Origin of the sequence: Brucella pituitosa (genome assembly GCF_965577835.1) — a bacterium.
GTDB classification, from domain to species: Bacteria; Pseudomonadota; Alphaproteobacteria; order Rhizobiales; family Rhizobiaceae; genus Brucella; species Brucella pituitosa.
In genome coordinates this window covers 1,893,540-1,919,981 of the sequence record NZ_OZ264092.1, presented here as the reverse complement: position 1 = coordinate 1,919,981, position 26,442 = coordinate 1,893,540, and the positions used below count along the sequence as shown (strand labels likewise).

The following is a 26,442-nucleotide window of genomic DNA, read 5'->3' as shown; positions in this document are numbered from 1 at the left end:
AGTGTGATTTATGTCTATTCTGAAAAAACACTCCAAGCTGGAGAGAAACGCAACACTGCTGCTGATCGCCTCGCTCGCTGTGGTTACGGTCGGTGGTATCGTTGAAATCGCGCCGCTGTTCTATCTCGAAAACACCATCGAGAAGGTGGAAGGGATGCGTCCTTATTCTCCGTTGGAACTCGCGGGCCGCGACATCTATGTGCGTGAAGGCTGCTACCTCTGCCACAGCCAGATGATCCGTCCGTTCCGCGACGAAGTGGAACGCTACGGTCATTACAGTCTGGCGGCGGAATCCATGTACGATCATTCGTTCCAGTGGGGCTCAAAACGCACGGGGCCGGACCTTGCGCGCGTCGGCGGACGTTACTCCAATGAATGGCACGTACAGCACCTGATCCGCCCGCGTGACGTGGTGCCGGAATCGGTCATGCCAAGCTACGCTTTCCTCAAGGATCGTCCGCTTGATGCCAACAACATCGCTGCGAACCTGAAGGCCAATGTGGCAGTCGGTGTGCCTTACACGCAGGAGATGGTCGACAACGCGCTTGCTGATCTGAAGGCGCAGGCCGATCCAAACGCCGATACGTCCAGCGTCGAGGCCCGTTACCCTAAGGCACGCGTTGGCGATTTTGACGGCAATCCGCAGGTCATTTCGGAGATGGACGCGCTGATCGCCTATCTTCAGATGCTCGGCACCCTCGTTGACTTCTCGACCTACGATCAGTCCCCCAAAGCGAGATAAAGCGGAGATTTAGCGATGGATTACAATACCCTACGCACTTTCGCCGATAGCTGGGGCCTGCTTGCCATGGCGCTCTTCTTCGTCTTTGTCATTCTCTTTGCCTTCCGCCCCGGAAGCAAAAAGAAAGCCGATGAAGCGAAGGAAATTCCATTCAAGGACGACAAAAATGACTGACAAACAGATAGATGAAGTCAGTGGTGTAGAGACCACCGGCCACGAATGGGATGGCATTCGGGAACTCGATAATCCTATGCCACGCTGGTGGCTCTGGACCTTCTACGCGACCATCGTTTGGGCACTTGCCTATGTCATTGCCTATCCGGCATGGCCGCTGATCTCCAACTCAACAGCAGGCCTGATCGGTTGGTCGAGCCGCGGCGATTTCTGGAAAGAAAACGCCGCGATTACTGCCGATCGTCAGGGTATTATCGACCAGATCAAAGCCAAGGATGTGCATGAGATTCTGGCCGATGAAAACCTGCGCCAATATGCGATTGCAGGTGGGGCGGCCGCTTTCCGTGTCAACTGCGTGCAGTGCCACGGCTCAGGCGCACAGGGTGCGCCCGGCTATCCAAACCTCAATGATGATGATTGGCTGTGGGGTGGTTCGGTTGACGACATTCTCACAACCATTCGCCATGGGGTGCGCTCCCCTGACGATAGTGAAACGCGCGTTTCGGAAATGCCCGGCTTTGCCGATGTTCTCGAACCCGCGCAGATACGCGATGTCGCAGCTTACGTGGTCAGCCTTTCCGGCACGCCACATGATCCAGCCATGGTTCCAGAAGGCCAGAAGGTTTTTGCTGAAAACTGTGCCGTCTGTCACGGCGCGGATGCAAAGGGCTTGCGTGAATTTGGCGCACCAAATCTCACCGATGCCATCTGGTTCTACGGCTCTGGTGAAGACGCTATTGCGCGTCAGGTCACGCGGCCAAAACATGGTGTGATGCCTGCTTGGGAAACACGCCTTGGTGATGCGACCGTTAAACAGCTTGCAATTTTCGTCCACTCGCTCGGCGGTGGTGAATAACGACTACTGGCCCCTTTCCGGGGCCAGTTAAAATAAAGGGCAGCTCCAGTTGAACGGCAAATCGGGGCTGCACTCATGTTACTGCATCGGAACGGACGGCGAATAACCACCCCGCTCTCAATTGTTGCAAGTGCGATCTACCGGCAAGCCAGCTTCTGTCTGTCCGGCATCGTGCTTCAGGAGCAAGGCAAATGTCAGATGATGTCGAACGCATAGACGTTCAGGCAGTCAATTCCCCCAAGACCCGCCCCCCAATGAGTGGGAAGTCGCTCTATGCGGCGCGGGTAAAGATATTTCCGAAGCGCGTGCAAGGCAATTTCCGCCGCTTCAAATGGATCATCATGTTTATCACATTGGGGATCTATTACCTGACGCCGTTTCTTCGCTGGGATCGTGGGCCATATGCGCCCGATCAGGCAGTGCTGATCGATCTGGCCAATCGCCGCTTCTATTTCTTCTTCATCGAAATCTGGCCGCAGGAATTCTATTATGTTGCAGGTCTGCTCATCATGGCGGGCCTTGGTCTGTTTCTGGTGACATCGGCGGCTGGGCGCGCCTGGTGCGGCTATACCTGCCCGCAGACCGTCTGGGTCGATCTTTATCTGGTTGTCGAGCGCGCCATTGAAGGCGACCGCAATGCCCGCATGAAGCTCGACAAGGCACCATGGAGCTTCGACAAGGTCTGGAAGCGCGTAACCAAGCACGCAATCTGGATTGTCATCGGCGTTCTGACAGGCGGCGCATGGATTTTCTATTTTGCCGACGCGCCCACCCTTCTCATGGATTTTGTGACCGGTCAGGCAGCACCCGTCGCCTATTTCACCGTCGCGATCCTGACGGCTACGACCTATGTTTTCGGTGGTCTGATGCGCGAGCAGGTCTGCACCTATATGTGCCCATGGCCGCGCATTCAGGCAGCGATGCTTGACGAAAACTCGCTGACCGTGACCTATAATGACTGGCGCGGCGAACCGCGCTCACGCCATTCCAAGAAGGCATTGGCTTCAGGCGAAACCGTTGGCGATTGCGTCGATTGCAATGCCTGCGTTGCCGCCTGCCCGATGGGTATCGACATTCGTGACGGTCAGCAGCTTGAGTGCATCACCTGCGCGCTCTGCATTGATGCCTGCGACAGCGTGATGGACAAGGTTGGCAAGGAACGTGGTCTGATTTCCTATGCAACGCTTGCCGATTACGATTGGAATATGGCGCTCGCCACCAACAATGGCACCGCCCCTATTGATCCGGCACGCGTTTATGAAGCGCCGAACAAGCTCTCCGGTGCCGTTGAGCATCTGTCGTGGAAAAAAGTCTTACGTCCGCGCATCCTGTTCTACTTCATCGTCTGGGCGCTAATCGGCCTGACGCTGGTTATCTCGCTTTCGATGCGTCAGCGCATCGGCATCAACGTGCTGCATGATCGCACACCGCAATATGTGTTGCTGTCCGATGGCTCGATCCGCAACGGTTATACGGTCAAGTTGCTGAACATGATCCCCGTTCCGCGCACCTTCCGTCTTTCAATCGAAGGTCTGCCGGGTGCAACGCTGACTGTTCAGGATGAAAACATCGATGCGGACGGCAATTATGATGTGCCAGTTGAACCAGACAGACTGAAGACGCTGCGCGTTTTCGTAACCCTGCCGCATGATGCTATCATGGAGCCCCGCTCTGACTATGAAATCGAAGTGCGCGACGCAGACGGCTCTGAAAGCGCACGCTACAAGGCAACCTTCATGGCCCCGGAGAAGAAATGATGTCAGTAAAATCGAAAACGTCAGGTACTTTTACCGGCTGGCACATGCTGGGCATCATGATTGCTTTTTTTGGCGTCATCATCGCTGTCAATATGACCATGGCTTACAAGGCTATCAGCAGCTGGAGCGGGCTTGTGGTGAAAAACACCTATGTCGCAAGCCAGGAGTTCAACGACAAAGCCGAGACCGGCAAGGAACAAGCTGCACTCGGTTGGCAGTCACAGCCATCTTATGCAGAAGGTGTGTTCAGCTGGAAACTTGCGGATCGCGACGGCAAAGCCATAAACGTGACCGGCGGCACGGTTGAATTCAAGCGCCCGGTCGGTGATGTCCATGACACCAAAGTCACTCTCAGCGCGGGTGACGAGGGTGTGCTGACCGCGCCGCTTGAACTTGGCGAAGGCGCGTGGATCATGGAAGTCAATGCCGATACCAATGAAGATTATGGTCTTGAAGATCCCTATCGCCACATCATCCGCGTTCTTGTGAAGGACGGGAAGATCTTATGAGTTGCTGCGTTGAAAATGCTCAGATAGCCACTGCCATTCAAGCTGTCTCGCCAGATGAAATGCTGGTTGCGAGCCGTGCGTTGGGCGATGGCCTGCGCCAGCTTGACCTCTCGGTTCCGGGCGTTCATTGCGGCCTCTGCATCAAGACCATTGAAGAGGCGCTCGGCAAGCTCAAGGGCGTCGCTTATGTTCGCGTTAATCTCACAGCGCGCCGCGTCACCATTCGCTGGAAGGACGGTGAAACACCGCCCGATGTGGTCGATCCGCTGCGCCGCCTTGGCTACGAGGCGCATATTTTCGATATGGTTCAGGATAAGGACCCGACCTTCACGCGGCTGTTGATTGCACTCGGCGTTGCAGCCTTCGCATCCAGCAATGTGATGCTACTGTCGGTTGCAGTCTGGTCGGGTGCGGATGCCGCCACCCGCGATATGTTTCACTGGATTTCCGGTCTTATAGCGCTGCCGACACTGATTTATTCGGGTCGAATTTTCTACGTTTCTGCATGGAATGCCTTGCGCACCCGACGCGTGAACATGGATGTGCCGATTGCGCTCGCCATCTCGCTCGCCTTTGGCATGAGCGTTTATGAGACGATGAACCATGGGCAGCACGCCTATTTTGATGCCTCGGTTTCACTGCTGTTCTTCCTGCTGATTGGCCGCACGCTCGACTATCTGATGCGTGCACGTGCGCGTTCTGCTGTTCGCGGTCTGGCGCAATTGAGTCCGCGCGGTGCGGTGGTGATTGGTGACAATGACGAGCGCAACTATCTGCCGGTCAATGAAATCCGCCCCGGCATGCGGATTATCCTTGCCGCTGGCGAACGTGTGCCGGTCGATGCCAAAGTCGAAGATGGTCGCTCAGAACTCGATTGTGCGATTGCATCTGGCGAAAGCGATGCGGTTCCAGTTGGCCCCGGTTCAGACATTCGCGCCGGAACCATGAACCTCTCAGCCCCGCTCGTCATTCGTGCGACCGCTGAAGCAAAGGATTCGTTCCTCGCCGAAATGGTGCGTCTGATGGACGTGGCCGAAGGTGGTCGCGCCTATTATCGTCGCCTCGCTGATCGCGCCTCGGAGCTTTATGTGCCGATGGTGCATACGATAGCCTTTGCGGCATTTGTCGGCTGGATGATCTATACCGGCGGCGACTGGTATCGCTCGATCTATATTGCGATCTGCACACTCATCATCACCTGCCCCTGTGCGCTGGCACTTGCCGTGCCAATCGTTCAGGTGGTTGCAGCTCGCCGCCTGTTTGAAAATGGCATCATGATCAAGGACGGCTCCGCCATGGAGCGGATGGCTGAGATCGACACTGCTGTGTTCGACAAGACCGGTACGCTGACACTTGGTCAGCCACGCCTGACTAACCGCGATGCGATCAACCCGAACCACCTCGAAATTGCTGCTGAACTGTCGCTTTATTCGCGTCATCCATTGTCGCGGGCGCTTGCGCTGTTTTCAGGCGCAAAGCCAATGACGGCCTTCACCCGCATTGAGGAAATTCCTGGTGCTGGCATTGAAGCCGAACTGAACGGCACAATCTATCGGCTTGGCAAGCGCGAATGGGCGGACAACCATGCAAATGCCGCTCTTTCTGATGGCCCAGAAACCTGCCTTTCCATCGACGGCAAGCTGGTTGAAACCTTCCGCTTTGAAGACCAACCGCGCGAAGATGCGGCGGCCGCCATCGGTGCGTTGAAACGCAATGGCTTGAAGCTTGAAATCATTTCCGGCGACAAACAGCCTGCCGTGCAAAAGCTGGCCGGTTATCTGGGTGTTGATACTTATCGTGGCGAAGTTCTGCCTGCTGACAAGTCACAACTTGTGCAGGAACTCACCGCCGATGGTCGCAAAGTTCTGATGGTCGGTGACGGGCTGAACGATGCGCCAGCGCTCGTCGCGGCCCATGTTTCCATGGCCCCGGCAACGGCTGCCGACATTGGCCGCAACGCTGCCGATTTCGTGTTCCTGCGCGAAAGTCTCTCCGCCGTACCGCTGGCTTTTGCTGTATCAAAAGAAGCAGGCCGATTGATAAGCCAGAACTTTGCGCTTTCCATCGGCTATAATATCATTGCTGTGCCGATTGCGATTTTCGGCTATGTAACGCCGCTGGTGGCGGCACTTTCGATGTCGCTGTCATCGATTGTGGTAGTGAGCAACGCCATGCGACTTAGGGCCGGAAAACAAAAGCAGCCGGTGCAGACCAGCGTTGCACCTGCTGTCGTTCTCAAGGAAGCGCACAAATGAGCGGACTGCTTTTCCTTATTCCTATCGCGCTGGGCCTGGGGGTTCTGGGCCTTGCGGGATTTCTATGGTCGTTAAAAAACGGCCAGTATGAAGATCTGGATGGCGCGGCTACGCGCATTCTGATCGACGACGAAACTAAGCCAATATCAAAATAGCCCTGAAATCATTGACGTTTGTTCCGGTAGGACCGGGCATGAACAGATCATCGATTGCGTCAAATGCCGCCCATGCATCATTGGCATTAAGCCGGGTCGCACCATCTTCGCCAGCCTTTTGCAGCCGTGAAACCGTTGTACCGTCGGCAAAAGCTCCGGCATTATCTTCCGAACCGTCAATGCCATCGGTATCTGCTGCCAGCGCATGAATATTCGCATAGCCATCAATATCGAGCGCAAAAGCCAGCAGAAACTCGCTGTTGCGGCCACCCTTGCCGCCTTTGGCACGGATGGTCACGGTGGTCTCACCACCGGAAAGCAGAACAACCGGCTTTTTAAACGGGCGATCACGATCCGCCACTTCACGCGCGATTGCCGCATGAACATGCGCTACTTCGCGCGCCTCGCCTTCCATTGAATCGGACAGGATCACCGCTTCAACACCATGGCGCTCGGCTTCCTTGACTGCGGCCTCCAGTGAGACGGCTGCTGACGCAATCACCCGCACTTCATTGTCGGCAAAGATCGTGTCGTCAGGCTTCGGCGCATGAGCCTTCTCGCTTTTGATATGCGCGAGCACCGCCTCCGGCAGTTCAAGCTTGTAGCGGTCGATGATTTTGAGGGCTTCGTCACGGCTGATTTTATCAGGCACCGTCGGGCCGGATGCGACAAAGGCAGGGTTATCACCGGGAATATCCGAAACCACCAGCGAGAAAACCTTTGCCGGATGTGCGTGCGCTGCCAGCCTCCCGCCCTTGATGGTCGAAAGATGTTTTCGCACGGCATTCATAGCCGAAATCGGCGCACCAGATGCCAGCAGCGCTTTGTTGACCGCAATCTCGTCCTCAAGCGTCAGGCCTTCGGGCGGCGATGGCAACAAGGCAGACCCTCCACCAGAAACAAGCGCCACCACAAGGTCATCTTCTGTGAGGTTCGACACTGCATCGAACAGTCGCTTTGAGGCCGCAAGCCCGGCATCATCAGGCACCGGGTGCGATGCCTCAATGATCTCAATGGTTTTGCAGGGCGCACCATAGCCATAGCGCGTGACGACAATGCCTTCGAGTGGTGCGTCCTCCCCCTCATGCCGCTCGGCCCATGCCCGCTCGAATGCAGCCGCCATCTGTGCCGAACCCTTACCTGCACCGATCACAATCGTCCGGCCCTTGGGCTTGGCAGGCAGATTGGCGCGGATCACCAGTTCAGGATCAGCAGCAGCAACCGCTGCATCGAACAGGCTGGTCAGAAACTTCTTCGGATCGGTGATGGCGGTCATGAGATTCCCGATTTTGTTTATTGTTTCACAGCACTATTTCGTGCCGCGCATATAAAAGCAATGGAGCCGGCCATCTCCCTCCAGATAACCAGCTCCATGTTCTCCCCTCCAGAGAAATCAAACTTGGGGATTATGCAACGTCATGGTTTGCCATGCGTTCCAGCGCACGCACCAGTCCAGAATGATCCAGACCGTCGTCACCATGAGCCGCACAAGAGTTGAACAATTCCTGTGCTGTCGCGGTATTCGGTAGCGAAACGCCCAAAGCCTTCGCGCCCTGCAAAGCCAAATTCAAATCCTTCTGGTGCAGCGCAATGCGGAAACCCGGATCGAATGTGCGCTTGATCATGCGTTCGCCGTGTACCTCCAGAATACGCGAGGAAGCAAAGCCACCCATCAGCGCTTCACGCACCTTGGCCGGATCGGCACCCGCTTTGGAGGCAAAGACCAGCGCTTCGGCGACAGCTTCAATATTGAGCGCGACGATAATCTGGTTTGCGACCTTGGTGGTCTGGCCATCACCGCAATCGCCCACAAGCGTGATGTTCTTGCCCATCAGTTTCAGCAGAGGCAGTGCGGCATCAAAACTTGCCTGTGCACCGCCTGCCATGATGGAAAGGCTCGCGTTCTTCGCACCGACCTCGCCGCCTGACACTGGTGCATCGATATATTCCGCACCGGTTGCCCGGACTTTTTTCGCAAACTCCTTGGTTTCGATAGGCGAAATCGAGCTCATATCGATGAGCGTCTTGCCCTTGCCCAAGCCTTCCACAACACCATTCTCACTAAACAGAACGTCGGCTACCTGCGGCGTATCCGGTAGCATGAGGATGATTGTCTCACATTCCGCAGCCACTGCCTTGGGCGTATTGAGAACAGTCAGTCCTGCATCCAGCAAGTCTTTATGCGGGGGCTGCGTATGCTTTGAGGTAAAAAGCTGGTGGCCTGCATTTTGCAAATGCTGCGCCATTGGCTTGCCCATGATCCCCAATCCGATGAAGCCGATCTTGGCCATTTCGCTTACTCCCTATTCTAACTTATGCACTCAACCGTTCAGCTTCATATTGTTTGAACCAGCCAAGACCTTCCTCGGTTGTGGTCTTGGGCTTATATTCGCAACCGATCCAGCCCTTGTAACCGGCGGCTTTCAGAGCTTCGAACACATATGGATAGTTGATTTCGCCGGTGCCCGGCTCGTTACGACCCGGATTATCAGCAAGCTGAACATGCGCAATCAGCGGCTTGTAGCGTTCATAGGTGGCGATCAATTCACCACGCGTGCGCTGCTGATGATAGAGATCATACTGGATGAAGAGGTTGTTGCTGCCGACCTCGTCAATGATCGAAACTGCCTGCTCCACCGTATTGAGATAAAAGCCCGGAATATCATAGTGATTGATCGGCTCGATCAGCAGGCGGATGCCATGCTTGCCCAGTTCCTTTGCGGCAAGCCGCAAGTTGCTGACGAAAGTTGCGCGTAGCACATCGGGATCAGCGCCCTGTGGGGCAATACCTGCGAGGCAATTGACCTGCGAACAGTTAAGCGTTGTCGCATAATCAATCGCGTCGGCAACACCACGGCGGAACTCATCGATACGATCAGGCAGAACAGCAATACCGCGTTCGCCACCACCCCAGTTGCCTGCAGGCAAATTGTGCAACACCTGCGCCAAATTGTGCTTGGTGAGTGCGGCTTTCAGCTCATGGCGGTTGAAGTCATAGGGGAAGAGATATTCCACCCCTGTGAAACCGGCTTTGGCGGCGAGAGCGAAGCGATCCATGAACGGCACTTCGTTGAAAAGCATGGTGAGATTGGCTGCAAATCTTGGCATTTCCGCCTCCTCTATTTTTCTAGGCAATTGTGAACGGAAAACCGCTTCACACTTTTCCTGCAATTGCTCATTTTTAATCCAGCAGCATGGCAATCGCCGTTGGCGCATCTTCGCCACGTTCGGCGAGCTCTTCAAACTCGACGACCTGATCGATATCCACCCCCATGGAAATATTGGTGACACGCTCAAGGATGAATTCCAGAACAACCGGCACCTGATGCTCTTCCATCAGCGCCTTGGCCTGTTCAAAACCTTCCGCGAACTGGTTCGGACTGCGAACCCGGATCGCCTTACAGCCGAGGCCTTCCGCAACCGCTACGTGATCGACGCCGTAACCCTTTTCCGCGTCACCCGATGCGTTGATGTTGTCGAAGGCGAGACTGACCTCGAAATCCATATTGAAGCCGCGCTGCGCCTGACGAATGAGGCCGAGATAGGAATTGTTCACGACCACATGAATGTAAGGCAGCTTGTGCTGTGCACCGACCGCCAGTTCCTCGATCATGAACTGGAAATCATAGTCGCCTGAAAGCGCAACGATTGGGCGATGAGGATCGGCAGCGCGGACGCCGAGAGCGGCGGGCAATGTCCAGCCCAATGGGCCAGCCTGACCACAATTGATCCAGTTGCGCGGACGATAAACATGCAAGAACTGCGCACCGGCAATCTGGCTCAGACCAATGGTCGTGACATAACAAGTGTCGCGGCCAAAGGCCTTGTTCATCTCTTCATAGACGCGCTGCGGCTTGAGCGGCGTCTGATCGAAATGGGTCTTACGCAGCATGGTTTTCTTGCGGGTCGCACATTCCTCGGCCCAGCCCGACCAGTCGCGCAGCTTGCCAGCGGATTTCCATTCGGTCGCAACGTCGAGCAGCAATTTCAGAGCTTTAGCAGCATCCGAAACAATACCGAAGTCCGGTGCGAAAACACGGCCAATCTGGGTCGGTTCGATATCGACGTGGATGAACTTGCGGTCTTTTTTATAGGTTTCGACATTGCCGGTATGGCGGTTTGCCCAGCGGTTTCCGATGCCTATGACTGTATCTGACGCAAGCAGGCTGGCATTGCCATAACGGTGCGACGTCTGAAGACCGCACATGCCCGCCATCAGGCGGTGATCATCGGGGATGACACCCCAGCCCATCAAGGTTGGAATAACCGGAATGCCGGTGATTTCGGCGAACTCAACCAGAAGATCGGAAGCATCGGCATTGATGATGCCGCCGCCTGCAACAATCAGCGGACGTTCCGCTGCGTTGAGCATGGCAATGGCCTTTTCGGCCTGTGCACGGGTTGCTGAGGGCTTATATGCTTCCATCGGCTGATAGGTATCGATGTCAAACTCGATTTCGGCGAGCTGGACATCGATCGGCAGATCGATCAGAACCGGGCCGGGACGACCCGACTTCATGATATGAAATGCCTTCTGGAAAACAAAAGGCACCAGTGCTGGCTCCATAACCGTAACCGCCCATTTGGTAACGGGGGCTGCGATCTTGGCAATATCGACTGCCTGGAAGTCCTCTTTGTCGAGGCGCGCGCGGGGGGCCTGGCCTGTAACGCAGAGGATTGGAATTGAATCGGCGGATGCCGAGTAGAGGCCGGTGATCATATCCGTACCAGCTGGGCCGGATGTGCCGATGCACAGACCAATATTGCCGTACTTTGCGCGGGTATAGCCTTCAGCCATGTGTGAAGCGCCTTCAACATGGCGTGCAAGAATATGGCGGATAGAACCACGCGCTTTCATGGCGGAGTAAAATGGATTGATCGCTGCGCCCGGCACACCGAAAGCGCAATTGATCCCTTCTTTTTCCAGCACAAGTACGGCTGCATCGACTGCACGCATTCTGGCCATGACGGCTTCCTCCTATGGAATAATTCTCCATTTACAAAATCTATAGCCAAAAAATGGAAATGCATACCATTATACGGAAATAAAGATTTTCAACAGAATGGAGATAATCGCCACGCCCTTTTCGAGGTCATGGGGATAAGGTAGTGATAGAAAAACAAGGAATCGGAGGCGGCTGATGGAACAGGTAAAAGCGAAGCGGGGCCGCAAGGCAGCGGAAAACGCGGCACCTTCATCCGTTCAGGTTCTGGATCGCAGCCTCAAGCTTTTGGCACTTATTGCCGAGAATGACGGTTCGACATTGACCGATCTGTCTGATGCAAGCCACATGGCACCTTCAACCGTGCATCGACTTCTTTCATCACTCGCAAATCACGGCATGGTTTCGCATGATGCGGAGAGCGGCGACTGGACCATCGGCGTCAAGGCATTTGAAATCGGTAATGCCTTTCGCCGCTTCCGCAAGCTCGGCACTCTGGCGCGACCTTATCTCAAGCAATTGATGGAAGCGAGTGGCGAGACCGCCAATATCGGCGTCGAGGACGGCGGCGATGTCGTGTTCATCTCGCAGATCGAAAGCCATGCGCCGATGCGCGCTTTTTTCCGCCCGGGGCGCCGTGGACCGATCCATGCATCCGGCATCGGTAAGGCTGTGCTTTCGACATGGTCGGATACAGAGATTGCGCGAACGCTTTCGGGAAGAACACTTGAGCACTTCACACAACGCACACTCGACACGTTACCTGCCCTGTTGAAAGACATTCAGGAAACCCGCACCCGTGGCTGGTCGATTGACGATGAAGAACATACGCTCGGCATGTGCTGCATCGCAGCACCTATTTTCAACGAGTATGGGGAAGCAATTGCGGGCATTTCCGTTTCTGGACCTGCCGTGCGTTTGCCTAAGAAAAAGCTGGAAGAACTTGGGCCGATGATCCGCAAGACAGCCGATGAGCTGACCCGAACCATGGGTGGCAAGCGCCCGGAAGAGCTTTAGAACGCGCATCTATTCCGCAAACCATTTCACACTTTTCGGGATACGCTTCAAAAACAGAAGAACCCGCAGCAGATTGCTCCGCCACGGGTCCTCCCTCTCCCTCCTCCAGAGATTTCTTTAGGCGAGTTCGGCCTTCAGCGGCTTTCCCGCGATATAGGTCTCGACAATCGCACGGTCATCACCGACCGTTTGCAGCAGGAACAACTCCTGTTCAAGCGTTGCCCCTGCAGCCATGCGAAGACGCATCGGCGATGTCGCTGCCGAATCCAGCACCACGATATCGGCTTCGGTGCCCTCATCAAGCGTGCCGATCTTGTCTTCCATTGAGAGCGCGCGGGCATTGCCGAGCGTCATCATGTAGAATGACTGGAACGGATTGAGACGGCTTCCGCGTAGCTGCAAAACCTTGTAGCCCTCATCCATCGTGCGCAGCATCGAAAAGCTAGTGCCGCCGCCGACATCGGTTGCGACTGCCATGCGCACGCCCGATGCTTTCAGGCGGTCGCGATCGAAAAGGCCGGAGCCGAGAAACAGGTTCGAAGTCGGGCAGAAAACCGCAACCGAGCCGGTCTCCGCCATCACCTGCACTTCACGCTCTTCAAGATGGATGGAATGGCCAAGCAACGTCTTACTGCCGAGCAAACCATAATGCTCGTATATGCCGAGATAATCAGGTGCATCCGGGTAAAGCGATTTTGTGAACTCAATCTCTTCGTGATTTTCCGAGAGATGCGTCTGGATGAAGCATTCAGGATGCTCGCGTGCAAGCGCCTGACTTGCTTCCAGCTGTTCTGGCGTCGAGGTAATCGCAAAACGCGGCGTGATCACATAATCGAGGCGATCCTTGCCATGCCAGCGGGCTATTAGCTGCTTGCTGTCATCATAACCCGATTGAGCGGTATCACAGAGTGCGGGCGGCGCATTGCGGTCCATCATCACCTTGCCGCCAAGCATACGCATATTGCGATGCTGCGATGCACGGAAATAGGCATCAACGCTCTGCGGGTGTACCGAGCAATAAGCGACAGCCGTGGTGGTGCCATGGCGGATCAATTCGTCCAAAAAGCGCTCAGCGATAAATTCCGCGTGCTGCTCATCGGCGAATTTTTGCTCTGCCACAAATGTATAGGTGTTGAGCCATTCGAGAAGATTGGCCGCGTAGGACGCAACAACCTGCGTCTGCGGATAATGGATGTGTGTATCAATGAAGCCGGGCAGGATGAGATGTGGGCGATGATCGGCAACCTTTACGCCGCTGCCTGCTTCAGCACTTATCTCGGCGTAGTCTCCGAGACGCGTGATGCGGCCATTTTCGACAAGCACGGCACCATCTTCGATATAGCGATAGGATTGACTGTCATCCAGACTCTGCGGTTCGTCACGAAAGGTCAGCACGCGGCCACGGATGAGAAGTTTGGTCATTATTGCTTTGCTCCAGAAGTCGCAGATTCATACCAGGAAGCGAGCAGCTTGCGCTCCTCATTGCTTACGCCGGTAACATTGGCGGGCGGCATGGCATGGGATCGACCAGCCTGCAAATAGATTTCGCGCGCATGCGCGGCAATTTCCCTATCAGTTTCAAGGACTACACCTTTAGGTGGCACAATGATGCCTTCCCAACCCGGCTCCTTTGCATGGCACATCGCACAACGTCCCAGAACGGTATCCCGCACTTTTTCAAAGTGCGGGTCCGAGATGAAAGTCTGCTGCAGCGATGAAACCTTTTGTTCTTCTGGTTCACCCGTCAGAATCTTCGGTACAGTCGACAGCCACATGATGATGATGAACAGGATAACCGTCACCAGCCAGGTCCATGTCGGGCTACCCTTGCGGGCGTGCTGCGTATTGAACCAATGGCGGATCGTGACGCCCATCAGGAACACCAGCGAGGCGATGATCCAGTTGAACTCAGTCCCGAATGCCAGCGGATAGTGGTTCGACAGCATCAGGAACAGAACCGGCAGCGTCAGATAGTTGTTATGCGTTGAGCGTTGCTTGGCGATCTTGCCGTATTTCGGATCGGGCTTGCGGCCTGCAATCAGATCCGCCACCACGATTTTCTGGTTCGGAATGATGACCATGAACACGTTGGCAGACATGATCGTCGCGGTGAAAGCACCCAGATGCAGGAAAGCTGCACGACCCGTAAACAGATGCGTATAGCCCCAGGCCATCACCACCAGAATGCAGTAGAGGATGACCATCAGGAGCGTATCGCTCTTGCCGAGCATCAGCTTGCAGATCGTGTTATAGGCGATCCAGCCGAATGCCAGCGAGGCAATCGAAATAGCGATTGCAACCGGTGCTGAGACATCGAGCACATTCGGATCGACCAGATAAAGATCGGCGCCCGCATAATAGACGATGCAGAGCAAAGTGAAGCCTGACAGCCAGGTGGCGTAGGATTCCCATTTGAACCATGTCAGATGCTCGGGCATCTCGGCAGGTGCAACCAGATATTTCTGGATGTGATAGAAACCGCCGCCATGGACCTGCCATTCTTCGCCATAGGCGCCGACCGGCAAGCCTGGACGCTGGCGCAAGCCAAGGTCCAGCGCGATGAAATAGAAAGACGAGCCGATCCACGCAATCGCGGTGATGACGTGTAGCCACCGCACTGCGAAGCCCAGCCAGTCCCAGGCCACGGCAAGATCATACATCCGGCACTCCCATTCTCAGAGCGCCATGCGCCCAAAAGGACGCATAAAGGACGCTCTGTCTCGTTTTCGTTGACGCATCGCGCTTTCCAAAAATCCATTTCGATTTTTGGGCCGATGCGGTGGCCCCATTGTTCGTTACTTTATTATGTGCCAAAGCTTGGCCCTTATGGGAACGTCACATCACGACCATCACTTTCAAAAAAATATATACAATGGTGGAACGGACGCATGTCTTATCTTGATAATCTGCGCGTTTTTGTGCGCGTTGTCGAATTGGGAAATTTGTCGGCGGCAGGTCGCGACCAGCGCGCTTCGCCAGCTGTTGCAAGTAATCGAATCAAGGAGTTGGAGAAGCATCTTGGTGTGCGGCTTTTCAACAGAACGACACGCAAGCTGACGCCAACCGAGCACGGTCGCATATTTTATGATGGTGCTTTAAAAATTCTCGAAGCCGTGGATGAAGCCGAAGCAGCCGTTGCTGAACTGGCAAAAAACCCAAAGGGTTCGATTCGCATTACAGCACCTCTGGGGCTGGGTCGAAGGCTCATCGCATCAGGGATTCCGGAGTTTCACGACAAATATCCGGACATAGAAGTGCGCCTGCGACTATCTGACCATGAGATCGACATCATGAGTGAAAGCGTTGATGTTGCTTTCAAATTGGGTGTTCTGGAAAATTCGAACCTGCGGATGCGCGGCATTCTGAACTGCGAACGTGTGATCTGTGCTGCACCCGAATATCTGGAAAAGCATGGCATTCCGCAATCGCCCGAGGAACTTCTGGGCGACAAACACGATTGCCTGCTCCTGCGCTTTCCCGGTTCGAAAGAATATTTCTGGTCTCTGCAAACACCGGAAGGTCTGCGCAAATTCGAAGTCACCGGGCCTTACGATTCCGATGATGGCGACGTATTGACGCAATGGGCGCTCGGCGGGCGCGGAATTATCAACAAGCCGCTGTTTGAAGTGAAGGAATATATCCGTGACGGGCGGCTGGTTCCTATTCTTGCAAGCACGCCACCAGCGTCGATCCAGCTCGCTGCGATCTATCCGCATAAGCGGTTTCAGGACCCGAAAGTCCGTCTGATCATCGATTTCATGACAGAGCGTTGCCAGCGTCTGATCCGCGAGGCACTGGCTTAAAAAGACGCCCGCCTAATCAATTGAGTTAGGCGGGCTGTAAAACTTTACTGGAAACCAGAACGGCGGTTAAAACCTCGGCCGCAGCCAATGCGGCAATAACTTCCGGTCGCTTGTCTTTAACGACCGAGCCGCCAACCGGACAGACGAGATTTTCAAATAATTCTGCGCGACCGATTTCGCGTTTCAACCAATTTTTGAAAGTGGCCTTCTTGGTCTTCGAGCCGATCATACCGACATAGACGGCATCGTCACGCTGCAAAGCTTCCGTCACGATCAGGAAATCAAGCGCATGGTCATGGGTCAACACGATGAATGCGCTGCCGGGTGGGGCCGAACGCACCACCTGTTCGGGCATGGCTGCAAGACAGGTTTCAACGCCGGGCGCATCAACGGCCATCAGTTCCGCTTCACGCGTATCAACCAGGATAACCCGCACGGGTGTCAGTGAGAGCGTATAGGCGAGAGCATCACCGACATGGCCTGCACCAAAGATATAAACATGCGGACGGGTGGCGATTTCGGCATCGACCTTTGCGATTAGTTCTTCAGCCAGTCCGCGATTGACGCGCCGGAAGCTCAACCCAACACGACCGCCGCAGCACTGGCCGATTTCTGGGCCAAGTGGTACATCCATGGGGGAATCTTTACCGCCAGCCAAAATCTTGCGGGCATGGTCGATTGCCATATATTCGAGCTGCCCGCCGCCAATGGTGCGAAAAATCATATCGCGGGCGACAAGCATCCACGCGCCCGCATCGCGCGGGGCCGAACCTCGGACATCGGTGACTTCAATCAGAACACTATCGGGCCGCTTGTTGAGAAACGCCCTGATGTCGTCCCGCCTGCCCAGCATCGCATCAGCCTTTCTGACTTCGCAGCCGCTCGATTGCCATCAACACGCGCTCCGGCGTTGCTGGCGCATCAAGGCGCGGACTAATTTTGTGATCGGCAACGCTCGCCACCGCATCCGACAGCGCATAAAGCACCGACATGCCATGCGGCAGCGGCGGCTCGCCAACCGCCTTTGAACGATGGATTGTTGGCTCATAAGCCTCCGACCAATCGGTCAGCGCGACATTGAAAATCTTTGGACGGTCTGATGCCAGCGGGATCTTATAGGTCGATGGTGCGTGGGTGCGCAGCCTTCCTTTGTCATCCCAGACAAGCTCTTCCGTGGTCAGCCAGCCCATGCCCTGCACGAAGCCGCCTTCCACCTGACCAATATCAATCACACGGTTCAGCGAACGGCCCGTATCGTGAAGAATATCGGTGCGCTCCACCACATATTCGCCGGTCAGCGTATCGACCGATACTTCCGAGCAGGCCGCGCCATAGGCATAATAATAGAAGGCGTGGCCTTTACCCTTGGCACGATCCCAATGGATTTTCGGTGTCTTGTAATGCCCCGACGCAGAGAGCTGCACACGGCCAATATAGGCTTGCTTCACCAGATCATTGAAGCTGATTTCCTGATTACCAACGCGGATACGGTTAGGGAGGAAGACGACCTGATCTTCCGGCACCTGATGTTGCTGCGCGGCAAAGCGAATGAGGCGTTTCTTGATCTGACGCGCCGCATCCTGTGCGGCCATACCGTTCAAATCGGCCCCGGACGATGCTGCCGTTGGTGCAGTGTTCGGCACTTTCGCGGTTGTTGTTGCGGTAATCTTCACACGATCAAGATCGATCTGGAATTCTTCGGCCACTACCTGCGCCACTTTGAGATGAAGCCCCTGCCCCATCTCCGTGCCGCCATGGTTCATATGCACCGAGCCGTCATTATAGACATGCACCAGCGCGCCAGCCTGATTGGATTCCGTCTTGGTGAAGGAAATCCCGAATTTCACTGGCGTCAGTGACATGCCGCGTTTGACATAGCGGCTTTTCGCGTTGAATTCGCGGATTGCCTCGCGACGCTTCGCGTAATCCGCACTGTCTTCCAACTCAGCAACAATGCGCTGGATGATGCAGTCTTCCACCTTCTGGTGATAGGGCGTCACATTGCGCGTGCCACCTTCGGTGCCCATGGCATCGTAGAAATTGAGCTTGCGGATTTCGAGCGGGTCTTTGCCGACAGCAAAAGCCACTTCCTCAATCACGCGCTCGGCACCCACCATGCCCTGCGGACCACCGAAGCCACGGAATGCCGTGTTGGACACGGTATTGGTATAAAGCGGGGCGGACTGCGCATGAACAGCCGGAAAGAAATAGGCATTGTCGCAATGAAATAGTGCGCGGTCGCCAACCGGACCGGACAGATCGGCAGAGAAACCAGCATTTAGTGCAAACAGATAATCGACACCGAGAATATTGCCCTCATCGTCAAAACCGACTTCGTAATCGATCATGAAATCATGACGCTTGCCGGTCGAGGTCATATCCTCATCACGGTCGAGCCGGATTTTCACAGCGCGCTTATGCTTCTTGGCCGCAATGGCTGCAATGGCTGCCCATTGATTGGCCTGCGTTTCCTTGCCGCCAAAACCGCCACCCATACGCCGCACTTCAACCGTCACCGAATGGCTCGGCACGCCAAGCGCATGGGCCACCAGATGTTGCGTTTCGCTTGGCCCCTGCGTCGAGCAATAGATGGTCACATCTTCATCTTCGCCGGGGATGGCAAGTGAAGCCTGTCCTTCGAGATAAAAGTGATCCTGTCCACCGACAAGCATCTGCGCTTTGACCTTGCGCGGGGCGTCGTCAATGGCCTTGCGGGCATCGCCGCGAATAAGCGTGAGTGGCGTGAAGACCAGCCGATCCTTGTAACCATCAAGACCCGCAATCGAAAACAGGCCGGGCATTTCTTCATATTCGACTTTGGCAAGACGTGCAGCGCGGCGTGCCTGATCACGCGTGCGGGCAACAACCGCAAAAATCGGCTGACCATGAAACTGCACGTTATCGACCGCGAAGATCGGATCGTCATGCATGCCCGATGGCGAGACATCGTTTTCGCCCGGCACGTCCTTATAAGTCAGCACATCGACAACGCCGGAGGCCGCGCGCACAGCCGATAAATCAACCGCAATGATTTTGGCATGGGCAACAGTCGAACAACCTATACCGATATGCAGCGTGCCTTCGGGTTCTGGAATATCGTCGATATAGACCGCTTCGCCCGTCACATGCTTATGCGCGGAATCATGGCGCTGATCGGTTGCGACACCGCCTTTAATACGGGCGGCTTTTATTTCATTTGCAGGATGCTTGTTCATGTCATCCTCCCTATGCGGCAACAACGTTTGGCTTACGCAAAGGTTCGGCTTGCCCTTGCGTTTCAGCATAAAAGCGACGGAGCAAATTCTTGGCGACCAGCAAGCGATAATCAGCCGTCGCGCGCATATCGCTCAAAGGCTGATAATCAATTGAATAGGCATCAAGTGCAGCCTCAACCGTTGCATCATTCCATAGCTGGCCCATCAGTGCCGCTTCAACGGCCGACGCCCGCTTTGGCGTTGCTGCCATTCCACCATAGGCGATACGGATGGATGCAACCTTGCCCTCATTATCGAGTGTCAGATGGAAGGCACCAAGCGTTGCCGTGATGTCTTCCTCAAAACGCTTGGAGATCTTGTGAATGGCAAACTGGCTGCGCTCATCTGGCACCGGCACATGCACGGCTTCCACAAATTCGCCGGGCTGGCGATCCTGTTTGCCATAGGCAATGAAATAGTCTTCGAGGGGAATTGTCCGGCGTTCGGCACCTTTGCGCAGCGTCAGCTTTGCATCAAGCGCGATCAATGGCGGTGGCGTATCGCCAATCGGCGAACCATTGGCAATGTTACCGCCGATGGTGCCCATATTGCGCACCTGTTCACCACCAATGCGATTGATGAGATTTCCCAGCGCCGGAATGCGTTTTGCGAGGAAGGAGAAAGCTTCCGTATAAGTCACACCCGCACCAATGGTGATGACCCCGTCTTTTTCGCTGACGGTGCGCAGTTCTGCGAGATGACCGATAAAGACGACCGGCGAAATATCGCGCATCATCTTGGTGACCCAGAGGCCAACATCGGTTGAACCAGCAACGATTGTTGCCTTGGCTTCGGCTGCATAGATAGTGGCAAAATCATCGAGGTCGGCAGGCACGACCAGACGATCCTTACCACTACCCACTTCAACCCGCGCGCCATCACGCAAGGCGTTAAGCTGGCTGATGACATGCGCACGTTCAGCCGCAAGCGGATCTTCCATCAGCGTACCATAATCAGAGATTGCGCGGGCCGCGCGCATGATGGCTTCATAGCCAGTGCACCGGCAGAGATTGCCTTGCAACGCCTTTTCAATCTCAACGTCTGCAGGCTTTGGATTGCGCATCCAGAGACCATAAAGCGACATGACAAAGCCCGGCGTGCAGAAACCGCATTGCGAGCCGTGAAAGTCGACCATCGCCTTTTGCACCGGATGCAGGCCACCGTCGGACCCGCGCAGATGCTCGATGGTCACGACATGGCAACTATCCAGCGAGCCGACAAAACGGATGCAGGCATTCACGCCTTCATAGATCAGCTCGTCGCCCACAATCTTGCCGACAAGGACCGTGCATGCACCGCAATCGCCTTCGCCGCAACCTTCCTTGCTGCCACGAAGTTTGCAGGCAAGACGCAGATAATCGAGCAAAGTTTCGTCAGGCGAAACGCGGTCGAGCTCTACCGTCTCGCCGTTCAGCAGAAAGCGGATATTGTGTCGGACTGCTTGACCCATATCGCTTAGCTCCCGCGATAGGTTGAATAGGAAAATGGCGAAACCAGAAGCGGCACATGATAATGCGCCTTTTCGTCAGAAATGCCAAAGCGCAGCGGCACAACATCCAGAAATGACACGATGTCATCGCTCTTTCCGAAATATTCGCCAACATGGAAAAGCAGCTCATACGAACCAGTATGCAGCGCATCACCTGCGAGCAGCGGCTCGTTGCAGCGACCATCCGCATTTGTGCGTATCTCACGAAGCGTTTCTGACTGCTGATTCCCGATGCGGCGTAATTCAATGCGTAAGTTTGCTGCTGGCTTGCCGCTCACCGTATCGAGGACATGCGTCGTCAATCGGCCCTGACCGCTCATTTCCTGACCCATTTATACTCCTGCTGCCTGCACGATTCTTCCGACCCTACCGTTAGGACCATTGCAAGCAATTGTTTTTGTGTGATTTATTTCACGCAAGACGTGAACGTTTGCGAACCACACTTGTTCCCGATTTTGAGTATTTACCGAAGTTCTGTCCTGGGAAAGATGATAATCGTTGGATGTCTTTCAAAATTTTGAGGGGGAATGGTCCGCGTAATTCTTTATTATCATAAGAAAAACCATGAATAATTGAGGGAAGACCATATGAGTTATCCGCGCAATCTGGTTGGCTATGGCCGCAACACACCAGACCCACGCTGGCCGGGCGGGGCCAATATCGCCGTGCAATTCGTCGTAAACTACGAAGAAGGTGGCGAAAGCTGCATTCTCGATGGTGACCCTGCATCCGAAAACCTGCTTTCCGAGATCGTGGGCGCACAAGCGTGGAATGGTCAGCGCAACCTCAATATGGAATCCATCTACGAATATGGCGCCCGCTCCGGCTTCTGGCGTTTGTGGCGCGCTTTCACGCGACGCAACATGCCGGTGACGGTCTATGGCGTGACCCTTGCCATGGACCGCAACCCCGAAGCCATCAGTGCCATGAAAGAAGCGGACTGGGAAATCGCCAGTCACGGCCTGCGCTGGTGGGAATATAAGGACGTTCCCGAAGACGTGGAACGCGAACATATTCGCGAAGCGGTGCGCCTGCATACGGAAATCACCGGCTCGCGCCCTCTGGGTATTTATCAGGGCAAGCCTTCGGATAACACGCTGAAGCTGGTGATGGAGGAAGGTGGCTTCCTCTATTCGGCCGATTCCTATGCGGATGAGTTGCCTTATTGGGTGAAGGGGCCGAAGGGTCCACATCTGATCGTGCCTTATACGCTCGACACCAATGATATGCGCTTTGCGACCCCACAGGGTTTTAACTCCGGCGATCAATTCTACACCTATCTTAAAGACACGTTCGATGTGCTTTATCGCGAGGGTGCGGAAGGTGCGCCAAAGATGATGTCGATTGGTCTTCATTGCCGTCTCGTCGGGCGTCCGGGTCGTGTGGCAGCGCTTGAGCGCTTCCTCGATTATGTGCAGAGCCATGACAAGGTGTGGGTTGCGAAGCGCATCGATATTGCCCGCCACTGGCACGAGCACCACAAGCCGAAACAAGTCGATGTGGTGCCATCCAAGGCCAGCAAGACGGATTTTGTTGCGCGATATGGCGGCATTTTCGAACACTCGCCATGGATTGCCGAACGCGCCTATGACACCGGCCTGACGGAACTCGCCGATTCTGCATCCGGTCTTCACACGGTTCTGGTCCGCGCTTTCCGTGCGGCATCAGACGATGAAAAACTCGGCGTGCTGTGCGCGCATCCTGATCTTGCCGGTAAACTCGCAGCGGCCAAACGCCTGACGCCTGAATCCACCTCCGAGCAGGCATCCGCCGGTCTTGATGCGTTGACGGACGATGAGCGCAAAACGTTCACCGAACTCAACGACGCTTACACGCAGAAATTCGGCTTTCCTTTCATCATCGCGGTCAAGGGCCGCAACAAAAGAGAAATTCTCGACGCTTTCAAGCGGCGCATCGAGAACACGAAAGCTGCCGAGCTGGAAACGGCGTCCGAACAGGTTGAGCGCATCGCGCTGCTGCGGCTCAAAGATATTCTCCCTGAGACACTTTACTAGGATAAGACAATGAGCCGTAATTATTATGCACCGACCGGCGGCCTGCCGCCCCAGACGCAACTCCTGACCGATCGCGCCATGTTCACCGAAGCCTATGCGGTTATTCCGAAAGGCACATTCAGCGATATCGTCACGAGCTTTCTTCCCTTCTGGGACAAGACGCGGCTGTGGATCATCGCCCGCCCGCTATCAGGTTTTGCCGAGACTTTCTCGCAATATATTATGGAAGTGCAGCCCGGCGGCGGCAGCGATCGCGCGGAACTCGATGACGGTGCGCAGGGTGTGCTGTTTGTCGTTGAAGGCGAAATCACCGTCACGCTTGCAGGTAAGAATCATGTGCTGACCGAAGGCGGTTATGCCTATCTGCCGCCCAAAAGCGGTTGGACGCTTCGCAACAATTCAGGCGCTGTTTCGCGCTTTCATTGGGTGCGCAAGGCTTATGAATATGTCGACGGTCTTGATGTGCCGGAGCCGCTTTTCCTCAATGAAAAGAACATCGCACCGACGCCAATGCCAGACACCAATGGCGCATGGGCCACAACACGCTTTGTCGATCCGAACGATCTGCGCCACGACATGCATGTGACGGTCGTGACTTTCGAGCCGGGCGGCGTCATTCCATTTGCTGAAACCCATGTGATGGAACACGGGCTTTATGTGCTCGAAGGCAAGGCCGTCTACCGGCTCAATCAGGATTGGGTGGAAGTGGAAGCCGGGGACTTTATGTGGCTGCGCGCTTTCTGCCCGCAGGCTTGCTATGCCGGTGGTCCGGGCAAATTCCGCTATCTGCTTTACAAGGACGTAAACCGACACATGAAATTGTCGCGATAGACGCCACGCATCACTCTCCTGACAAAGGCCGGATTTGCTCCGGCCTTTTCTTTAGAGCGTAATTCTGATTGCTTTCCCAAATAAAAACGGCGGGCCGAAGCCCGCCGCCACCATTCTTCTGACTGGAGATCAGATTAAAATAACAAAGCAGTCCTTCTACTTTGTCGAATGGTATCTCTGTATATCTAGTTTTCTAATTGCATATAATACCAATATATATTGAGAATATTTGCATTAATATTAGTAAACTGGAAAATTAGGATTATCAAATTTCGTGTACTGGCCGCCACGTAATGTAACGGCCAGCGCACTTATTAGCCAGCGCACTTATTAGAACGAACGCTGGAAGCGAACCATGCCCTGCCATGCGTCCTTACCCTTGAGGTAGGACTTGTCGTCCTGCCACTTGGTGTAGGAAACTTCTGGAGTAACAGTGAAGCCAGGCACCATTTCATAGGCAACATTAGCGGTTGCAGCAAAGGTGCTGCTGCCGTCATAAGCAGCCTGCACATTGAAAGTCGCCTGTTCGGTTGCCTTGAATGCAGCACCACCCCAGACAGCCCAATCGCCACCCCATGTGCCGTAGAAGCTGCTGATCGCCCGGACCTGACCGACAACGTTGCCGGAGTCATCCTTCACGTCGAAATACTTGTCCTTATTCGACTTGTAACCGCCCATAACCCAGAGCGAGAAGCGATCCGTGAGGTTTACGTCGCCACGCAGCTTGCCTGCCCATTCTTCGTTACGAGCGTCATAAGCTGCAACAGCTGCAATCTTGCCCCAGCCCTGTTCATATTTCACACCACCAACGACATGCGGGGCGTAATCCTTGATGACGCCGTCGTAGCCGTACTTGCTATCAGTATCGGCGTTGTTGCCCTGTTCAAGCGACAGAATTGCCGACAGGCCATTGTCACCATTGAAGGTATAGCTGATAAGGCCGGTGCGATAACCACCTGCAAGGATCACGTCATCGTTGATGACATCGCCAAGGTAACCAGGGAAGGTAACGAAAGCCGACTCGTCGAGACCAACGCGAAGACCACCGAGCTGGATATAGCCGTAACGCAGTGAGCCGGATGCGCCTTCTACGCCGTTGCCCCAGTCATAACGGGTTTCAGCAAAGGTCTTGAGGGTGCCAAGTTCAGTTTCCGAAGCCGTGCTGAAGCGGAGTGTGAAGCGAGCCTTGTTGTCCCAGGTCTTACGCTTGTATCCGTCACTCGCAAGGGCAGCGCCGTCGCGATCGGTAAATCCACGGCCATATACATCGTTGCCACCAGTCAGATCGTAACGAACATAGCCGGAGACGCGCAGGCATGTCTCGGTGCCGGGAATGTAGAAATAGCCTGCACCATATGCATCGCAAACGCGTACGTATTCAGCGGCCTCTGGTTCTGGTGCAACGATTGCATCGGCAGCTTGAGCCGCACCATTTCCCGCAGCGATGACTGCTGCCGAACCCAGAAGAAAACCCTTAATAGTCATTTTGATATGCCTCCAGCAAATATGAATAATTAACACTATCGACTGATAGAATGAATCCAATACAGATCTCAATTACAACTTATCAATCATGGAAATAATAAATAACCATGTGGCAAATCCAGCACTATTTAACAGTATATTATATTTAACCAACTAATATTTACTTAAAGTATAGGCTATTTATATTAAACTATATTCCTTTACCAATTAATTGGTTATTATCTTACGAATACCAATTTTCTAATTCATGCCTGACCGCTTTAAAGGCCTGAACCTTGCGAAGGCAGTTCTCTTATCCGAGAAGACCAACCTTTACGATAAGCCCCGGCCTGCCCTTGATTGCAGAACTACGACAAACTTACAAAGTAGAATATTCAATTTTTTATAATCTATATTTTAGAAATCAATTACATTGCCGACTTCACGCAATATATTATCTATTGCATTTAATTTGACTTTGTGATTATTAATATATCATGGTCGGTAAGTTGTTTAACGACCTTCTCTCATTGCCACTCAGAAGAGAATGTATTAATGAAAACTTATAGCCTGATCGGCCTTGCAATTGGCTTTGCTGTGGTTTCGAGTATTCCGGCGTTTGCCGCCCCTCTCCCAGGCGGCGCAAGCACCCTCCAGGAAACATATCAGGACTGGACTGTTTCCTGTCAGTCCGAAAAAGAAACAACTGTCTGCGCTATACGGCAGGATCAAAGCAGCACTCAGACGGGTCAGCGCGTTCTGACTGCCGAGTTGCGCAATATACCTGGTGGTAAGGTTGAAGGTGTCATTCTAATGCCATTTGGCCTTGATCTTGTAAAAGGCGTTGCACTGAAGATCGATGAAGCTGACGGGCCGCAGCTGACATTTTCAACCTGTCTGCCGCAGGGCTGTCTGGCACCAGTGAGTTTTGATGCCAAGCAAGTGGCCGCTTTGAAGGCCGGCACTAATTTGAACGTGAATGCGACTGCGCTTAGTCCAAGTCAGGCTGTGGCTTTCAAAATTTCGTTGAAAGGTTACGGCGCAGCACTCGACCGTATTATTGCACTCACGAAATAATTTGGGGGCATTTGATTTTAGCGGATACATAGGGATATCCGCAGCCTCACAGATCATGCCGTATGGTTTCTACCGTACGGCATTTTTTTGTGATCCGCGCT

Annotated in this window: 23 protein-coding genes; 12 read left to right on the top strand and 11 right to left on the bottom strand. The window is 54.4% G+C overall.

Features of this window, described 5'->3' with window-relative positions; translation table 11 throughout:
* Positions 1 to 10: 10 nt before the first annotated feature.
* The 7 genes from ccoO to ccoS all read left to right on the top strand — a co-directional run bounded on the left by ccoO (position 11) and on the right by ccoS (position 6,448).
* Positions 11 to 742, top strand: coding sequence for a cytochrome-c oxidase, cbb3-type subunit II (gene ccoO / locus ACSME1_RS09165; RefSeq protein ID WP_024896092.1), 732 nt, complete (start codon positions 11 to 13; stop codon positions 740 to 742).
* A gap of 15 nt (positions 743 to 757) precedes the next feature.
* Positions 758 to 916, top strand: a complete 159-nt coding sequence (locus tag ACSME1_RS09160; RefSeq protein WP_024896091.1) for a CcoQ/FixQ family Cbb3-type cytochrome c oxidase assembly chaperone — start codon at positions 758 to 760, stop codon at positions 914 to 916.
* Positions 909 to 1,772: a cytochrome-c oxidase, cbb3-type subunit III gene (ccoP, locus tag ACSME1_RS09155; protein ID WP_105705349.1), complete on the top strand. Its 864-nt coding sequence runs from the start codon at positions 909 to 911 to the stop codon at positions 1,770 to 1,772. The genes ACSME1_RS09160 and ccoP overlap by 8 nt, the downstream gene beginning before the upstream one ends.
* A 191-nt stretch (positions 1,773 to 1,963) precedes the next feature.
* Positions 1,964 to 3,529: a cytochrome c oxidase accessory protein CcoG gene (ccoG, locus tag ACSME1_RS09150; RefSeq protein WP_105705351.1), complete on the top strand. Its 1,566-nt coding sequence runs from the start codon at positions 1,964 to 1,966 to the stop codon at positions 3,527 to 3,529.
* Complete coding sequence (locus ACSME1_RS09145; RefSeq protein WP_105705353.1) at positions 3,529 to 4,038, top strand: FixH family protein; 510 nt, start codon at positions 3,529 to 3,531, stop codon at positions 4,036 to 4,038. The genes ccoG and ACSME1_RS09145 overlap by 1 nt, the downstream gene beginning before the upstream one ends.
* Complete coding sequence (locus ACSME1_RS09140; protein WP_105705355.1) at positions 4,035 to 6,293, top strand: cation-translocating P-type ATPase; 2,259 nt, start codon at positions 4,035 to 4,037, stop codon at positions 6,291 to 6,293. Before ACSME1_RS09145 ends, ACSME1_RS09140 begins: the two co-directional genes overlap by 4 nt.
* Positions 6,290 to 6,448 carry a cbb3-type cytochrome oxidase assembly protein CcoS gene (gene ccoS / locus ACSME1_RS09135; protein WP_024896086.1) on the top strand — a complete coding sequence of 53 codons (159 nt, stop codon included), beginning with the start codon at positions 6,290 to 6,292 and terminating at the stop codon, positions 6,446 to 6,448. Before ACSME1_RS09140 ends, ccoS begins: the two co-directional genes overlap by 4 nt.
* Here ccoS and ACSME1_RS09130 read toward each other — a convergent pair.
* From ACSME1_RS09130 to gcl, 4 genes are all read right to left on the bottom strand, one after another.
* Positions 6,429 to 7,724, bottom strand: coding sequence for a glycerate kinase type-2 family protein (locus ACSME1_RS09130; protein ID WP_105705356.1), 1,296 nt, complete (start codon positions 7,722 to 7,724; stop codon positions 6,429 to 6,431). The genes ccoS and ACSME1_RS09130 overlap by 20 nt on opposite strands.
* A 130-nt stretch (positions 7,725 to 7,854) precedes the next feature.
* The gene (locus ACSME1_RS09125; protein WP_024896084.1) at positions 7,855 to 8,739 is read right to left on the bottom strand and encodes a 2-hydroxy-3-oxopropionate reductase; all 885 of its coding nucleotides are present in this window, start codon (positions 8,737 to 8,739) and stop codon (positions 7,855 to 7,857) included.
* Between the two features lie 22 nt (positions 8,740 to 8,761).
* Positions 8,762 to 9,556, bottom strand: a complete 795-nt coding sequence (hyi, locus tag ACSME1_RS09120; protein WP_024896083.1) for a hydroxypyruvate isomerase — start codon at positions 9,554 to 9,556, stop codon at positions 8,762 to 8,764.
* Positions 9,557 to 9,629: 73 nt separating this feature from the next.
* Positions 9,630 to 11,414: a glyoxylate carboligase gene (gene gcl / locus ACSME1_RS09115; RefSeq protein ID WP_024896082.1), complete on the bottom strand. Its 1,785-nt coding sequence runs from the start codon at positions 11,412 to 11,414 to the stop codon at positions 9,630 to 9,632.
* Between the two features lie 175 nt (positions 11,415 to 11,589).
* On the opposite strand from gcl, the gene ACSME1_RS09110 reads away from it, so the two are divergent.
* The gene (locus ACSME1_RS09110) at positions 11,590 to 12,408 is read left to right on the top strand and encodes an IclR family transcriptional regulator (RefSeq protein WP_036566676.1); all 819 of its coding nucleotides are present in this window, start codon (positions 11,590 to 11,592) and stop codon (positions 12,406 to 12,408) included.
* A 117-nt stretch (positions 12,409 to 12,525) separates the two neighbouring features.
* Here the strand turns inward: ACSME1_RS09110 and guaD are convergent, their stop codons facing one another.
* Both guaD and ACSME1_RS09100 read right to left on the bottom strand, forming a co-directional pair.
* On the bottom strand, positions 12,526 to 13,830 hold the full coding sequence (gene guaD, locus ACSME1_RS09105) for a guanine deaminase (RefSeq protein ID WP_024896080.1): 1,305 nt from the start codon (positions 13,828 to 13,830) through the stop codon (positions 12,526 to 12,528).
* Entirely contained in the window at positions 13,830 to 15,068 is a 1,239-nt protein-coding gene (locus ACSME1_RS09100; protein WP_024896079.1) for a urate hydroxylase PuuD, read from the bottom strand. The genes guaD and ACSME1_RS09100 overlap by 1 nt, the downstream gene beginning before the upstream one ends.
* Before the next feature lie 228 nt (positions 15,069 to 15,296).
* Between ACSME1_RS09100 and ACSME1_RS09095 the strand changes: the two genes are divergently transcribed.
* Positions 15,297 to 16,211 carry a LysR family transcriptional regulator gene (locus ACSME1_RS09095; protein ID WP_024896078.1) on the top strand — a complete coding sequence of 305 codons (915 nt, stop codon included), beginning with the start codon at positions 15,297 to 15,299 and terminating at the stop codon, positions 16,209 to 16,211.
* Between the two features lie 25 nt (positions 16,212 to 16,236).
* On the opposite strand, the gene xdhC is transcribed toward ACSME1_RS09095, so the two are convergent.
* The 4 genes from xdhC to uraH are packed head-to-tail and all read right to left on the bottom strand — an operon-like array spanning position 16,237 to position 21,286.
* Positions 16,237 to 17,064 carry a xanthine dehydrogenase accessory protein XdhC gene (xdhC, locus tag ACSME1_RS09090; RefSeq protein ID WP_024896077.1) on the bottom strand — a complete coding sequence of 276 codons (828 nt, stop codon included), beginning with the start codon at positions 17,062 to 17,064 and terminating at the stop codon, positions 16,237 to 16,239.
* Positions 17,065 to 17,068: 4 nt separating this feature from the next.
* Positions 17,069 to 19,426 carry a xanthine dehydrogenase molybdopterin binding subunit gene (xdhB, locus tag ACSME1_RS09085; protein ID WP_024896076.1) on the bottom strand — a complete coding sequence of 786 codons (2,358 nt, stop codon included), beginning with the start codon at positions 19,424 to 19,426 and terminating at the stop codon, positions 17,069 to 17,071.
* A 10-nt stretch (positions 19,427 to 19,436) separates the two neighbouring features.
* Positions 19,437 to 20,915, bottom strand: a complete 1,479-nt coding sequence (gene xdhA, locus ACSME1_RS09080) for a xanthine dehydrogenase small subunit (protein WP_024896075.1) — start codon at positions 20,913 to 20,915, stop codon at positions 19,437 to 19,439.
* 5 nt (positions 20,916 to 20,920) lie between these two features.
* Positions 20,921 to 21,286 (bottom strand): hydroxyisourate hydrolase, encoded by a 366-nt coding sequence (uraH, locus tag ACSME1_RS09075; RefSeq protein WP_105705359.1) that lies wholly within the window; start codon positions 21,284 to 21,286, stop codon positions 20,921 to 20,923.
* A 255-nt stretch (positions 21,287 to 21,541) separates the two neighbouring features.
* On the opposite strand from uraH, the gene puuE reads away from it, so the two are divergent.
* Both puuE and ACSME1_RS09065 read left to right on the top strand, forming a co-directional pair.
* Positions 21,542 to 22,969 carry an allantoinase PuuE gene (puuE, locus tag ACSME1_RS09070; RefSeq protein ID WP_100559687.1) on the top strand — a complete coding sequence of 476 codons (1,428 nt, stop codon included), beginning with the start codon at positions 21,542 to 21,544 and terminating at the stop codon, positions 22,967 to 22,969.
* A 9-nt stretch (positions 22,970 to 22,978) separates the two neighbouring features.
* The gene (locus tag ACSME1_RS09065; RefSeq protein ID WP_024896072.1) at positions 22,979 to 23,800 is read left to right on the top strand and encodes a bifunctional allantoicase/(S)-ureidoglycine aminohydrolase; all 822 of its coding nucleotides are present in this window, start codon (positions 22,979 to 22,981) and stop codon (positions 23,798 to 23,800) included.
* A gap of 330 nt (positions 23,801 to 24,130) precedes the next feature.
* On the opposite strand, the gene ACSME1_RS09060 is transcribed toward ACSME1_RS09065, so the two are convergent.
* Complete coding sequence (locus ACSME1_RS09060) at positions 24,131 to 25,285, bottom strand: porin (RefSeq protein WP_024896071.1); 1,155 nt, start codon at positions 25,283 to 25,285, stop codon at positions 24,131 to 24,133.
* Positions 25,286 to 25,819: 534 nt separating this feature from the next.
* Here ACSME1_RS09060 and ACSME1_RS09055 point away from each other — a divergent pair.
* Positions 25,820 to 26,341 (top strand): invasion associated locus B family protein, encoded by a 522-nt coding sequence (locus ACSME1_RS09055; protein ID WP_024896070.1) that lies wholly within the window; start codon positions 25,820 to 25,822, stop codon positions 26,339 to 26,341.
* Positions 26,342 to 26,442 lie beyond the last annotated feature (101 nt).

Bases quoted from the DNA above. Each gene is read 5' to 3' on its own strand.
- puuE (WP_100559687.1), top strand. From the start codon at position 21,542: ATGAGTTATCCGCGCAATCTGGTTGGCTATGGCCGCAACACACCAGAC.
- ACSME1_RS09140 (WP_105705355.1), top strand. From the start codon at position 4,035: ATGAGTTGCTGCGTTGAAAATGCTCAGATAGCCACTGCCATTCAAGCT.
- ACSME1_RS09095 (WP_024896078.1), top strand. From the start codon at position 15,297: ATGTCTTATCTTGATAATCTGCGCGTTTTTGTGCGCGTTGTCGAATTG.
- xdhB (WP_024896076.1), bottom strand. From the start codon at position 19,426: ATGAACAAGCATCCTGCAAATGAAATAAAAGCCGCCCGTATTAAAGGC.
- xdhA (WP_024896075.1), bottom strand. From the start codon at position 20,915: ATGGGTCAAGCAGTCCGACACAATATCCGCTTTCTGCTGAACGGCGAG.
- ACSME1_RS09065 (WP_024896072.1), top strand. From the start codon at position 22,979: ATGAGCCGTAATTATTATGCACCGACCGGCGGCCTGCCGCCCCAGACG.
- ccoG (WP_105705351.1), top strand. From the start codon at position 1,964: ATGTCAGATGATGTCGAACGCATAGACGTTCAGGCAGTCAATTCCCCC.
- ACSME1_RS09055 (WP_024896070.1), top strand. From the start codon at position 25,820: ATGAAAACTTATAGCCTGATCGGCCTTGCAATTGGCTTTGCTGTGGTT.
- ccoP (WP_105705349.1), top strand. From the start codon at position 909: ATGACTGACAAACAGATAGATGAAGTCAGTGGTGTAGAGACCACCGGC.
- ACSME1_RS09125 (WP_024896084.1), bottom strand. From the start codon at position 8,739: ATGGCCAAGATCGGCTTCATCGGATTGGGGATCATGGGCAAGCCAATG.
- ccoO (WP_024896092.1), top strand. From the start codon at position 11: ATGTCTATTCTGAAAAAACACTCCAAGCTGGAGAGAAACGCAACACTG.
- uraH (WP_105705359.1), bottom strand. From the start codon at position 21,286: ATGGGTCAGGAAATGAGCGGTCAGGGCCGATTGACGACGCATGTCCTC.
- ACSME1_RS09160 (WP_024896091.1), top strand. From the start codon at position 758: ATGGATTACAATACCCTACGCACTTTCGCCGATAGCTGGGGCCTGCTT.
- ccoS (WP_024896086.1), top strand. From the start codon at position 6,290: ATGAGCGGACTGCTTTTCCTTATTCCTATCGCGCTGGGCCTGGGGGTT.
- ACSME1_RS09060 (WP_024896071.1), bottom strand. From the start codon at position 25,285: ATGACTATTAAGGGTTTTCTTCTGGGTTCGGCAGCAGTCATCGCTGCG.
- ACSME1_RS09145 (WP_105705353.1), top strand. From the start codon at position 3,529: ATGTCAGTAAAATCGAAAACGTCAGGTACTTTTACCGGCTGGCACATG.
- ACSME1_RS09110 (WP_036566676.1), top strand. From the start codon at position 11,590: ATGGAACAGGTAAAAGCGAAGCGGGGCCGCAAGGCAGCGGAAAACGCG.
- ACSME1_RS09100 (WP_024896079.1), bottom strand. From the start codon at position 15,068: ATGTATGATCTTGCCGTGGCCTGGGACTGGCTGGGCTTCGCAGTGCGG.
- xdhC (WP_024896077.1), bottom strand. From the start codon at position 17,064: ATGCTGGGCAGGCGGGACGACATCAGGGCGTTTCTCAACAAGCGGCCC.
- ACSME1_RS09130 (WP_105705356.1), bottom strand. From the start codon at position 7,724: ATGACCGCCATCACCGATCCGAAGAAGTTTCTGACCAGCCTGTTCGAT.
- gcl (WP_024896082.1), bottom strand. From the start codon at position 11,414: ATGGCCAGAATGCGTGCAGTCGATGCAGCCGTACTTGTGCTGGAAAAA.
- hyi (WP_024896083.1), bottom strand. From the start codon at position 9,556: ATGCCAAGATTTGCAGCCAATCTCACCATGCTTTTCAACGAAGTGCCG.
- guaD (WP_024896080.1), bottom strand. From the start codon at position 13,830: ATGACCAAACTTCTCATCCGTGGCCGCGTGCTGACCTTTCGTGACGAA.